The sequence below is a fragment of the Kocuria salsicia genome (genome assembly GCF_039532055.1).
Lineage (GTDB): Bacteria > Actinomycetota > Actinomycetes > Actinomycetales > Micrococcaceae > Kocuria > Kocuria salsicia.
Genome location: NZ_BAAARF010000003.1, coordinates 285,569 through 297,665 on the forward strand (window position 1 = coordinate 285,569; position 12,097 = coordinate 297,665).

A 12,097-nucleotide genomic window follows, 5' to 3' on the forward strand; every position below is an offset into this window, starting at 1 on the left:
TGGGCATGGGAAACTGGGGAGTCATCCTGAGAACGAAAGGACCGCCCGTGTCACCGTTGGCCGTCAATCCACCGGCACCTGCCTCGACCGATCCCTCGGTGATCAGGAACTTCTGCATCATCGCCCACATCGACCACGGCAAGTCCACCCTCGCGGACCGCATGCTCCAGGCCACGGGCGTGGTGACACCCCGGCAGATGAAGGCCCAGTACCTGGACCGCATGGACATCGAGCGCGAGCGCGGGATCACCATCAAGTCCCAGGCCGTGCGCATGCCGTGGAACGTGGACGGCACGGACTACGCGCTGAACATGATCGACACCCCGGGCCACGTGGACTTCACGTACGAGGTCTCCCGCTCGCTGGCGGCGTGCGAGGCCACCATCCTGCTGGTGGACGCCGCCCAGGGCATCGAGGCGCAGACGCTGGCGAACCTGTACCTGGCGCTGGAGAACGACCTCACGATCATCCCGGTGCTCAACAAGATCGACCTCCCGGCCGCGCAGCCGGAGAAGTACGCCGCGGAGCTTGCCAACCTGATCGGCGTGGAGCCCGAGGACGTCCTGAAGGTCTCGGGCAAGACCGGTGAGGGCGTGGAGGAGCTGCTGGACCGCATCGTGCGGGACGTGCCCGCGCCGCAGGGAAAGAAGGACGCGCCGTCGCGCGCCATGATCTTCGACTCCGTGTACGACACCTACCGCGGCGTGGTGACCTACGTGCGCGTGGTGGACGGAACCCTGGTGCCGCGCGAGCGGATCCAGATGATGTCCACCGGCGCCACGCACGAGCTGCTGGAGATCGGGGTGATCTCGCCCGAGCCGATCCCGTCGAAGGGCCTGAGCGTGGGGGAGGTGGGCTACCTCATCACGGGCGTGAAGGACGTCCGCCAGTCGCGCGTGGGCGACACGGTCACCAACCAGCAGAAGCCGGCGGAGGACTCCCTGGGTGGCTACGAGGACCCCAAGCCCATGGTGTTCTCCGGGCTGTTCCCGGTGGAGGGCTCCGACTACCCGGTGCTGCGGGACGCGCTGGAGAAGCTGCAGCTCAACGACGCCGCCCTGGTCTACGAGCCCGAGACGTCCACGGCGCTGGGCTTCGGCTTCCGCTGCGGCTTCCTGGGACTGCTGCACCTGGAGATCACCCGCGACCGTCTGGAGCGCGAGTTCAACCTGGACCTGATCTCCACCGCACCGTCCGTGTCCTACAACGTGACGCTCGAGGACCACTCCGAGGTGGAGGTCACCAACCCGTCCGAGTTCCCGGAGGGTCGGATCCTGGAGATCCGCGAGCCCATGGTCTCCGCGACGATCCTTGTGCCCTCGGAGTTCATCGGCGCGGTCATGGAGCTCTCCCAGTCCAAGCGCGGTGAGATGAAGGGCATGGACTACCTGTCCGAGGACCGCGTGGAGCTGCGCTACCGGTTGCCGCTCGCGGAGATCGTCTTCGACTTCTTCGACCAGCTCAAGTCCAAGACCCGCGGCTACGCGTCCCTGGACTGGAAGGCGGACGGGGAGCAGGCCGCGGACCTCGTGAAGGTGGACATCCTGCTGCAGGGTGAACAGGTGGACGCGTTCAGCGCCATCACCCACAAGGACAAGGCCTACTCCTACGGTGTGCTGATGACGGGCAAGCTGCAGAAGCTGATCCCGCGCCAGCAGTACGAGGTCCCCATCCAGGCGGCCATCGGCTCGCGCATCATCGCGCGCGAGAACATCCGCGCGATCCGCAAGGACGTGCTCTCCAAGTGCTACGGCGGCGACATCTCCCGCAAGCGCAAGCTGCTCGAGAAGCAGAAGGAGGGCAAGAAGCGCATGAAGATGGTCGGCCGCGTGGAGGTCCCGCAGGAGGCCTTCGTGGCCGCGCTGTCCTCGGACGAGGACAACGGGAAGGACAAGAAGAAGTAATGCCCGCCCAGCCGGAGGGGGACCCCGCACCGTCGGACGGCGCCCTCCCCGCGAGCGCGGTGGCCCGCGCCGCGGACCGCACCCTGAGCCTCTACGTCCACGTTCCGTTCTGCGCGGTGCGCTGCGGCTACTGCGACTTCAACACCTACACCATGGAGCAGCTGGGGGACGGGGTCTCCCGGGACGACTACCACCGCGACGCCGCGGCAGAGGTCCGTTTCGCCCGTTCAGTGCTCGACGCCGCCGGGGCGCCCCCGCGGGCCCTGCACAGCGTGTTCTTCGGTGGGGGCACCCCCACGCTGCTCCCAGCCCGGGAGCTCGCGAACATGCTCGGCCAGGCCCGTCAGAGCTTCGGGCTCGCACCGGACGCCGAGGTGACCGTGGAGGCCAACCCGGACTCCGTCACGGCGGAGACCTTCGACGTGCTGGCCGAGGCGGGCGTGACGCGGGTTTCCTTCGGGATGCAGTCCGCCGTGCCGCACGTGCTGAGGGTGCTCGAACGCACGCACACGCCGGCAAACGTGCCGCGCGCCGTCGGCTGGGCGAAGGAGCGCGGGCTGGGCACGAGCGTGGACCTGATCTACGGCACCCCGGGGGAGAGCGTGGCCGACTGGCGGACCTCGCTGGAGGCCGCCCTGGAGATGGACTCGGACCACGTGTCCGCGTACTCGCTGATCATCGAGGACGGCACCAAGCTCGCCGCGCAGATGCGCCGGGGCGAGGTCCCCCGGGTGGACCCGGACGACCAGGCGGAGAAGTACACGCTGGCGGACGCGATGCTCCGCGAAGCGGGTTTCGAGTGGTACGAGGTCTCCAACTGGTCCCGGGACGCCCACGGGCGCAGCGCGCTGGAGAACCGCAGCGCGCACAACCTCGCCTACTGGCGCAACCAGGACTGGTGGGGCATCGGCCCCGGAGCGCACTCCCACAGCGACGGCGTGCGGTGGTGGAACCTCAAGCACCCCCTGCCCTACACGAACAAGGTCCGCCAGGGCGTCTCACCCGCGGCGGGCCGGGAGACGCTGGACGCGCAGACGCGCTACGTGGAGGACGTGATGCTCGGCATCCGGATCCGCGACGGTCTGGAGACCGCGCAGCTGCAGCCGGAGGGCCGGAAAGCGGTGGCCGGGCTGATCGCCGACGGCTGGCTGGACGGTGCTGCCGCAGTGCGGGGCACGGCCGTGCTCACGGACGCGGGACGGCTCATGGCCGACGCCGTGACGCGCCGGCTGCTCGACTGGTGAGCGGCCCGAGGCGAGTCGTGGGCGCGGGCGTCAGCCGCGGGACGTGGTGAGCCGGTCGTAGAGGTGTGTGTTGCCGCGATACTGGTGCGGCTCGCCGCGGTTGACCTTCACGCCCGCGACCACGGAGGCGATGGCCAGCCACAGCCAGGTCACGGCGGCGACCACGGAGAAGATCCAGCCGATCACGGGTACGAGAGAGAGCGCGATGCCTGCCAGCACCACGACACTCGGCAGCAGCGTGAAGTTCAGCGCCTCCCGGGACTCCTGCGCGGTGAACGGGCCGCGGTCCCCGAACACCCGGTGGATCACGTAGCTGGGCAGCGCGCCGACCACGCCGCCCAGGTGCGCGACGGTGGCCCACTGGCGGTCCTGGTTCACGTCCAGGGGCTGGGCCTCGGCGGGCACGGCCTCGAACGGGGTCTCACCCGCGGCGCGGGCGGCGGGGGCAGCGGGGGTGGGAGCAGCGTCAGTCACGGGTGGGTGTCCCTTTCAGGGGCGGTAGCCGAACCGGGGTGGATCGGAGTCCCGGTGCCCCCTATTCTACGGTGCGCTCCTGGAAACGGACCGGGGTGCGTCTGGAATCACGTGTGAGCCTGGATATGTCGGACGACGCCGCCGCGCCACCGGCAGCCCGGGGCCACCGCGCCAACCGCGTCGGCCGGGACAACGGGTCCCACACGGCACATCCGGCGCCCCACGTGCCAAAACCCCTCAGTAGCCGTCCGGTGCGGTGAGGAAGTCGATGAGCTCCTCGACCCGGCCCAGCAGTGCGGGCTCCAGGTCCGAGTAGCTGTCCACGCGGGCGAGGATCGCCTGCCACGCCCGCCCCACATCCTGGGGAGTGCGGTGGGGCATACCGAGGGCCTTGGCCATCCCGGTCTTCCAGTCCACACCGCGAGGGATCACGGGCCACGCGGGGATGCCCAGGGCTGCAGGCTTCACCGCCTGCCAAATGTCCACGTAGGGGTGGCCCAGGATCTGCACGTTGCCCCGCGCACCCGGCACAGACAGCGCCCGATCCGCGATCCGCGACTCCTTGGACCCGCTGACCAGGTGGTCCACGAGGATCCCGAGACGACGGCCCGGGCCGGGGTGGAACTCCGCGATGGCCGCGGGGAGGTCGTCGATGCCGTGCAGCGGCTCCACGACGATCCCCTCGACTGCGAGGTCGTGGCCCCAGACCTTCGCCACGAGCTCGGCGTCGTGGTAGCCCTCGACCCACACGCGGGACTCCTTGGCCACCGAGGCGCGCAGGTTCTCCACGGCCACCGAGCCGGAGCGCGTAATTCTGGGCCCGCTCGGGACACTGCGAGGTGCGGGCGGGGTGAGGCGGACGGGCTCGCCGTCAAGCAGGAAACCGGGACCGAGGGGGAAGGCCTTGACTCGGCCGTGGCGGTCCTCCAGGCCCACGACGCGCATGCCGCCCACGACCTCCACGCTCACCACGGCGCCCACCCACCCGCTCTCGACGTCCTCGAGCACCATGCCGGACTCCACGGGCAGCCCGCGGGCCGCGGGGGAGCGGCGCGAGACCTCGGGGCTGCCGAGGTCCTGCGGGCCCCAGCCCCAGCCGGATGTGTTCACGGGGGTGCTCCTCGCTCGCGGGTGACGAATCAGCCGCGAGCGTACCAAAGGACCGGTCCGCGGCAGGGCCACTAGACTCACGGAATTAGCACTGTGCCGATTCGAGTGCCAAAATTGGTCGCGGCCCGGTTCACCGGGTGCCGCACGGGCGCCCGAGGACATCCGCGAGCGGGAGGTGGGAGACATGGAGCATCCGCGCAGGGCGAAGATCCTGCAGGCCATCGTGGAGGACTACGTCCACTCCCGCGAGCCCGTGGGCTCCAAGGCGCTCGTGGAGCGCCACCGGCTGCCCGTCTCCTCCGCCACCGTGCGCAACGACATGGCCGCCCTCGAGGAGGACGGTCTCATTGTGGCACCCCACACCAGTTCAGGTCGGATCCCCACGGACCGCGGCTACCGGGTGTTCGTGGACCAGATCGCCGCGCTGCAGCCCCTCACGCCTGCGCAGCGCCGTGCCGTGCAGGTCTTCCTGGGCGGCGCCCACGACATCGACGATGCCATGGAGCGCACCGTGCGCCTGCTGGCCCAGCTGACCCACCAGGTGGCCGTCATCCAGTACCCGGTGCGCACCGGGATAACGGTGCGCCACGTGGAGCTCGTGGACGTCGGCGGAAACACGCTGCTCGTGGTGCTCATCCCCACGAGCGGCCGCGTGGTGCAGCGCACGGTTGCCCTCACCGCGCCCGTTGCCGAGGACGCCCTGCTCGAGCTGCGCGCCGCCGTCCTGGCGCGCGTGCTGGGTCAGGCACTGGAGACCGTGCCGGCCGCGGTCGCCGAGCTCCCCGAGACCGTGGAAGACCCGGTCCGCGAGGCCGCGCTCGCCGTCGCCGACACCGTGGCAGTGCTGGCCGCCGCCTCGGACGACCAGCGCCTCGTGAGGGCGGGCACCGCCAACCTCGCCCGCTTCAGCGGGGACTTCCCCCAGAGCATCTCCCCGGTGCTCGAGGCGCTTGAGGAACAAGTGACACTGCTGCGATTGTTGTCCGAGATGCAGCAGGACGAGCGCGGCGTCGCGGTACGGATCGGCTCCGAGCAGTACGACGACCCGCTGGCCGAGGCGGCCGTGGTGGCCACCGGCTACGGCCCGCAGGACGCCTCCAAGGTGGGCGTCGTGGGCCCCACGCGCATGGACTACCCCACCACCATGGCCTCCGTGCGTGCCGTGGCCCGCTACCTCTCCAAGAACCTCGGGGACTGACGCGCCACCCGGCGCCGCCCCGGCACAGACCACCGACCCAGAGACGAAAGCAGAAGCGACGACATCGTGAGCGATCACTACGAAACCCTCGGCGTGAGCCGTGACGCCAGCACCGAAGAGATCAAGCGCGCCTATCGCAAGAAGGCCCGCAAGCTGCACCCGGACGTGAACCCCTCGCCGGAGGCAGCCGAGGAGTTCAAGCGCGTCTCGCACGCCAACGACGTCCTGTCGGACCCGGACAAGCGCCGCGTGTACGACGCCACGGGCAACGAGAACGGCACGGACACCGGCTTCGGCGGAGGCTTCCCCGGCAGCGGGTTCGGCTTCTCGGACATCTTTGAGACGTTCTTCCAGGGCGCGGGCTCCGGCGGCCAGCGGGGCCCCCAGTCCCGCACGCGACAGGGCCAGGACGCCCTGATCAACGTGCGCATCTCCCTGAAGGACGCCGTTTTCGGAGTGGAGAAGGACATCACCGTCGACACCGCGGTCACGTGCCCCACGTGCGAGGGGACGTGCTGCCAGCCCGGCACGAGCCCCACCACGTGCACCATGTGCCACGGCTCCGGCCACATGCAGTACCAGCGGCAGTCCATCCTGGGCATGGTCACCACGCAGGCGCCCTGCTCGCAGTGCAACGGCTTCGGCACCGTGATCGAGCACCCGTGCCACGAGTGCTACGGCGAGGGCCGCGTGCGCGACCGCCGCCCCCTCACGGTGAAGATCCCCGCCGGCATCCAGTCCGGCAACCGGATCCGCCTGGGCGGTCAGGGCGAGGCCGGCACGGCCGGCGGACCCAACGGCGACCTCTTCGTGGAGCTGAAGGTGGACCCGGACCCCACGTTCGTGCGCGAGGGCGACGACCTGCACGCGCGGCTGCGGATCCCCATGACCGCCGCGGCACTCGGCACCACCGTGACGCTGGAAACTTTCGACGGCACGCGCAGCGTGGACGTGGTCCCCGGAACCCAGTCCGGTGCCACCATCACGCTGGACGACCTCGGCGTCACCCACCTGCGCGGCAAGGGTCGCGGGGACCTGCAGGTGCACTTCGAGGTCGAGACGCCTCGGGACCTCACCGGCGAGCAGCGTGAACTCGTGGAGCGGCTGGCGGAGCTGCGCGAGGAGCAGGCCCACGACGGCACCACCGTGAGCACCTCCCACTCCGGCGGGTTCTTCTCCCGGCTGCGGGACCGGTTCAACGACCTGTGACGAATCCCGTCTTCCACCGCGAGGACCTCACCGGGGCGCACCCCGGCGAGGTCCTCGACGTCGTCGGCCCCGAGGCCCGTCACGCCGTGACCGTTCGCCGGCTGCGCGCGGGCGCGTCCCTGGACCTCGTGGACGGCCGCGGCACCCGCGCGGTGTGCACGTTCGTCGCGGGGGAGAAGGACCGCATGAGCGTCACCGTGGACTCCGTGGCGCACGAGGAGCCGCCGGCGCCGCGCCTCACGCTCGTCCAGGCGCTGGCCAAAGGGGACCGGGACCTGCAGGCCGCGGAGACCGCCACCGAGCTCGGTGTGGACTGCGTGATCCCGTGGCAGGCAGAGCGCAGCATCGTGCGGCTGCGCGGGGACCGTGCCGCCAAGACCATGGCCAAGTGGGACGCCACCCTGTGCGCGGCCGCCAAGCAGTCCCGGCGCGCGCACTGGCCGCGGCGGGAGCAGTGGGTGGACACCGCCGCCCTCGCGCGGCTCGTGGCGGAGGACACGGAGACCCTGTGGCTCGTGCTGCACGAGACCGCCTCCACCGCGTGGTCCGGGCACGACGTCACCGCCTGGCGGGAGCGGACCCGGATCGCCGTGGTGGTCGGGCCGGAGGGCGGCATCAGCGATGCGGAGACGCAGCTGCTCACCGAGGCCGGGGCCCACACGCTGCGCCTCGGGGACACGGTCATGCGCTCGGCCACCGCCGGGCCGGCCGCCCTGGCCGCGCTGCACTCTGTCCTGGGCCTCTGGGGCTGAGCGCCCCCTCCGCGGGAGGGGCTGGGTGGGACGAACCCCGGGATCTCGGGGGAGCAGCGTGCCGGGGACGCCACCCGCGCCTCGTCGGGACGGCATGACGACGACGTCGCGCGCCCGCGTACGGCGGATGCGCCTCAGCGCGTGGCAGCGACGGTGATCACGTGGTCGTCCACGAGCACGGTGCCCTGGTCGTTTGTTCCCGCGACCCGCACCGTGTACTCGCCCGGGTCCAGGTCGATGGTGGTCCGCAGCTCGGTGCCGACAGTGGGGTCCGAGCCGGGGGAGGCCGCGGCGACCGTGCCGCTGCGCACTGTGCGCTCGTCCTGCGTGACCTCCCAGCGGACGTCGTGCACCGCGGGCAGAACGCGCAGGAACACGGTCAGGGGACTGCCGGGGTCCGCGTCCGTCTGGGGGTCGATGAGCCACACGGGCGCGGCCAGGGACGTGTCGCGGGTCAGCGGATCGGAGAGGTCCACGGAGCCGAACGCCGAGAACCCGGTGCGCCCGTCCACCAGGATGCGGACCTCCTTGGCGGTGGAGGCGTCCAAAAGTCCCGCGGTCACGGCGGCCGCGGAGACCGTGTACACCATCTGCTGCAGCGCCATCTGGGCGTCCTTCTCGGACAGCTGCGTGCCGAACGCCGCCGCGGGCAGGTCCACGGTGATGATGCCGTCCGGGGACACCGAGGTTCCCACCGTGCTCACGGGGGACCACAGCGTGCGGTAGTCGGGGTCCATGGGGGTGGCACGGGTCACCATGGCAGCGGCGCGTGCCACCGGGTCCGCTGTGCTCGTGTCCTCGGGGTTGCGGAACTCACGGAACAGGTAGCCGGACTGGTCACCCGTGCCGACCCAGTAGATGGGGGCCTGCTCGGTGGCCACGCCGCCGAGCGCCTCGTCCGTGGTGCCCGGTACCGCGCCGATTCCCGGTGCGGCCGCGGAGTTGTCGTCCGGGCGGTCCGCGGCCGTGCCGCACCCGGCCAGCGCCACGGACGCGACCACAGCGAGCGCGGCGAGGCTCCAGCGGCGGGGTGTGCGCGGTGGTACGCGGCGGCGCGGTCTCACGCGGTGCTCGCCCTCCTCCGGGCCCTCGGTGACGGGTGCGGGGTCAGGGACCGCGCCACGGCGACGTCGTGTTCCCACCTCTCCGACACAGAACCTGGAGGGTGGGACCGCGCGGTGTGGCACCGGCGGCATGATTTCACGGCTTCACAAGATACCGACCGGCGGGGGTGCGCGCGAACTCCGGGAGCCCGTGGCGCGGACCGTTACCCGATTGCAACCCGGGACCGTGGCGGACGGCGCGTCGGAGGGGACCGGTAGGCTGGTGCCCGATGAGAGAACAACCCGAGGGGATGAAACCACTGACCGCTGCACCCAGTGAAAGTACCCGTGTGACCGTGCACATGCCGGACCGGGACACCGCCGTGCGGTGCCTGGGCCAGGCGGATTCGACGCTGAGGCTCCTCGAGGGCGAGTTCCCGGCGGTGCGCATGACCGTGCGGGACCTCGATGTCGCCCTCGAGGGCCCCGTGCTCGACACCCGGCTGGCGGCATCCCTGCTCGAGGAGCTGCTGGCGATGGCGCTGCGCGGCACGGAGATCACGGAGCGCACCGTGCTGCGTGTGGCCCGCATGATGCGCGAGTCCCAGCAGGTGCGCCCGGCGAGCGCACTGTCCACGAGCATCCTCTCCACCCGGGGCCGCACCATCCGCCCCAAGACGGTGAACCAGAAGACGTACGTGGACGCGATCGACGAGCACACCGTGGTCTTCGGAATCGGACCGGCAGGCACGGGCAAGACCTACCTGGCCATGGCCAAGGCCGTGCGCGCGCTGCAGGCCAAGGAGGTGAACCGGATCATCCTCACGCGCCCCGCGGTGGAGGCCGGCGAGCGCCTGGGCTTCCTCCCGGGCTCGCTCAACGACAAGATCGACCCCTACCTGCGCCCGCTCTACGACGCGCTGCACGACATGATGGATCCCGAGTCCATCCCGCGGCTCATGGAGGCGGGGGCCATCGAGGTGGCTCCGCTGGCCTACATGCGCGGGCGCACCCTCAACGACGCCTTCGTGATCCTGGACGAGGCTCAGAACACCACTCCCGAGCAGATGAAGATGTTCCTCACGCGGCTGGGCTTCGGCTCGCGCATCGTGGTCACCGGGGACGTCACCCAGGTGGACCTGCCGGGCTCCACGAAGTCCGGGTTGCGTCAGGTGCAGCACGTGCTGGGAAAGATCGACGACATCGCGTTCTGCGAGCTGACCGCCGAGGACGTGGTGCGCCACGAGCTGGTGGGGGAGATCGTGGCCGCTTACGACCAGTTCGACACCACCAACCGGCACCGCATGGAGCGCGCGCACCGCAAGGAGGACCGCCGTGCGGCGGCCGTGCACCGGGCGGGCGCTGCTGGTGAGCGAGCTGGGGCCGACGGAGCAGGAGCGGACCAGGCCACGGGGCCGGCGGGTGGCGCGCTGTGAGCGTCTCGTTCGACCTGCCGTGGGACGGACCGCAGGAGCTCGAAGGGTTCGAGGAGTGCTACCGCGCGGTGGACACGGACCAGCTGGCGGCCCTCGTGGACCTCGCCTTCACCCGGTGGCACCTCCACCCTGAGACCGAGGTCTCGATCGCGGTGGTGGACGAACAGCGCATGGCCGAGCTGCACGAGCAGTGGCTGGACCTGCCCGGTGCCACGGACGTGATGTCCTTCCCCATGGACGAGTTGCGCGAGGGCACCCCGGAGGAGCCCAGCCTGGGCGTCCTCGGGGACGTGGTGCTGTGCCCGCCCGTGGCGCAGCGCCAGGCGCAGGCCGCGGGGCACAGCACGCAGGACGAGCTGTGCCTGCTCACGGCGCACTCGCTGCTGCACCTGCTAGGCCACGACCACGCGCAGGAGGAGGAGCGCGCCCGGATGTTCGCCGCCCAGCGCGCGCTGCTCGAGGAGTTCCTGGGCCGCGATGCCCCCGTGGAGACCATGACGTGACGCCGGTGCCACACCCCGGGCAGCCGCAGGACCCCGCGCGCTGTCCCCACAGGCGCACCCCGATCGAACGCAGGAGCGAGGACACACCATGATGCAGGACACCACCGCCGAGCACGGCGCGGACTTCCGGGCCGGCTTCGCCGTGTTCGTGGGCAGGCCCAACGTGGGCAAGTCCACCCTGACCAACGCTCTGGTGGGCCGCAAGGTGGCCATCACGTCCAACCGTCCACAGACCACGCGCCACACCATCCGAGGCATCGTGCACCGCCCGGACGGGCAGCTGATCCTCGTCGACACGCCGGGCCTGCACCGGCCCCGGACTCTGCTGGGGCAGCGGCTGAACGACGTGGTCGCGGAGACCCTGAGCCAGGTGGATGTCATCGGGTTCTGCGTTCCCGCGGATCAAAAGGTGGGCCCCGGGGACCGCTTCATCGCCCAGCAGGTCGTGGCCGCCGTGAGCAGCACCCCCGTGGTCGCGATCGTCACCAAGGCGGACCTCGTGCCCCAGGACCGGCTCGCCGAGCAGCTGATCGCCGTGAGCGAGCTGGGCCGCGAGGTCGTGTCCGAGGAGCGCGCCCAGCGCGAGGCACGGCGACGACGGCGCGCCGCGGCGTCGTCGGGCGGCACAGGCTCCCGGTCGGAGAAGGCACCCGCCACGGAGGACCAGGACGCCGGCTGGGCCCACGTGATCCCCGTGAGCGCAACGGACGGCTACCAGATGGATGAGCTGGCAGAGCTGCTCGTGTCTCTGATGCCGGTCTCTCCGCCGCTGTACCCCGAGGGTGACCTCACGGACGAGCCAGAGGTCACCATGATGGCCGAGCTGATCCGCGAGGCCGCACTGGAGGGCGTGCACGACGAGCTGCCACACTCGCTCGCCGTGGTCGTGGACGAGGTCTCCGAACGGGAAGGCCGCTCGCCCGAGAACCCCATGCTGGACGTGCACGCGAGCGTGTACGTGGAGCGGTCCTCGCAGAAGGCCATCGTGATCGGCAAGCGCGGTGCGCGGCTGCGGGAGATCGGGACCAAGGCGCGCGAGCAGATCGAGGCACTGCTGGGCACGCGCATCTACCTGGACCTGCACGTCAAGGTCGCCAAGGAGTGGCAGCGGGATCCCAAGCAGCTGTCCAAGCTGGGATTCTGACCCCGCCCACACCGCACACGGAGGGACGGGGCGTATCGTGGCCGAGCGGTCGGGGCGCCGCCCCCGGCCCCGCCCCAGAC

General features: G+C 71.0%; 11 protein-coding genes. 8 read left to right on the top strand and 3 right to left on the bottom strand.

Annotation, left to right across the window (positions count from 1 at the left end; translation table 11 throughout):
- Positions 1-47: 47 nt before the first annotated feature.
- Together lepA and hemW are read left to right on the top strand one after the other, a co-directional pair.
- Entirely contained in the window at positions 48-1,904 is a 1,857-nt protein-coding gene (gene lepA, locus ABD264_RS01340) for a translation elongation factor 4 (protein ID WP_055084708.1), read from the top strand.
- Positions 1,904-3,148: a radical SAM family heme chaperone HemW gene (gene hemW / locus ABD264_RS01345; protein WP_055084709.1), complete on the top strand. Its 1,245-nt coding sequence runs from the start codon at positions 1,904-1,906 to the stop codon at positions 3,146-3,148. The genes lepA and hemW overlap by 1 nt, the downstream gene beginning before the upstream one ends.
- 30 nt (positions 3,149-3,178) lie before the next feature.
- Here the strand turns inward: hemW and ABD264_RS01350 are convergent, their stop codons facing one another.
- The gene (locus tag ABD264_RS01350; protein ID WP_238694003.1) at positions 3,179-3,622 is read right to left on the bottom strand and encodes a DUF4870 domain-containing protein; all 444 of its coding nucleotides are present in this window, start codon (positions 3,620-3,622) and stop codon (positions 3,179-3,181) included.
- A gap of 237 nt (positions 3,623-3,859) precedes the next feature.
- Positions 3,860-4,732 (bottom strand): DUF3097 family protein, encoded by an 873-nt coding sequence (locus ABD264_RS01355; protein WP_303105342.1) that lies wholly within the window; start codon positions 4,730-4,732, stop codon positions 3,860-3,862.
- 184 nt (positions 4,733-4,916) lie between these two features.
- Here ABD264_RS01355 and hrcA point away from each other — a divergent pair, with 184 nt between their 5' ends.
- The 3 genes from hrcA (at position 4,917) to ABD264_RS01370 (ending at position 7,891) form a co-directional block, all read left to right on the top strand.
- Positions 4,917-5,930 carry a heat-inducible transcriptional repressor HrcA gene (gene hrcA, locus ABD264_RS01360; RefSeq protein ID WP_145010747.1) on the top strand — a complete coding sequence of 338 codons (1,014 nt, stop codon included), beginning with the start codon at positions 4,917-4,919 and terminating at the stop codon, positions 5,928-5,930.
- 66 nt (positions 5,931-5,996) lie between these two features.
- Positions 5,997-7,139: a molecular chaperone DnaJ gene (gene dnaJ / locus ABD264_RS01365; protein ID WP_344203739.1), complete on the top strand. Its 1,143-nt coding sequence runs from the start codon at positions 5,997-5,999 to the stop codon at positions 7,137-7,139.
- Complete coding sequence (locus tag ABD264_RS01370; RefSeq protein WP_145010744.1) at positions 7,136-7,891, top strand: 16S rRNA (uracil(1498)-N(3))-methyltransferase; 756 nt, start codon at positions 7,136-7,138, stop codon at positions 7,889-7,891. The genes dnaJ and ABD264_RS01370 overlap by 4 nt, the downstream gene beginning before the upstream one ends.
- Before the next feature lie 134 nt (positions 7,892-8,025).
- Here ABD264_RS01370 and ABD264_RS01375 read toward each other — a convergent pair whose 3' ends face one another.
- Complete coding sequence (locus ABD264_RS01375) at positions 8,026-8,955, bottom strand: GerMN domain-containing protein (protein ID WP_344203741.1); 930 nt, start codon at positions 8,953-8,955, stop codon at positions 8,026-8,028.
- Between the two features lie 290 nt (positions 8,956-9,245).
- Here ABD264_RS01375 and ABD264_RS01380 point away from each other — a divergent pair, with 290 nt between their 5' ends.
- From ABD264_RS01380 to ABD264_RS01390, 3 genes are all read left to right on the top strand, one after another.
- The gene (locus ABD264_RS01380; RefSeq protein WP_186367297.1) at positions 9,246-10,370 is read left to right on the top strand and encodes a PhoH family protein; all 1,125 of its coding nucleotides are present in this window, start codon (positions 9,246-9,248) and stop codon (positions 10,368-10,370) included.
- Between the two features lie 14 nt (positions 10,371-10,384).
- Positions 10,385-10,873: an rRNA maturation RNase YbeY gene (gene ybeY, locus ABD264_RS01385; protein WP_414672742.1), complete on the top strand. Its 489-nt coding sequence runs from the start codon at positions 10,385-10,387 to the stop codon at positions 10,871-10,873.
- 88 nt (positions 10,874-10,961) lie between these two features.
- A complete protein-coding gene (locus ABD264_RS01390; protein ID WP_303105336.1) occupies positions 10,962-12,017 on the top strand; it encodes a GTPase Era in 1,056 nt (351 codons plus the stop codon).
- Positions 12,018-12,097: the final 80 nt, after the last annotated feature.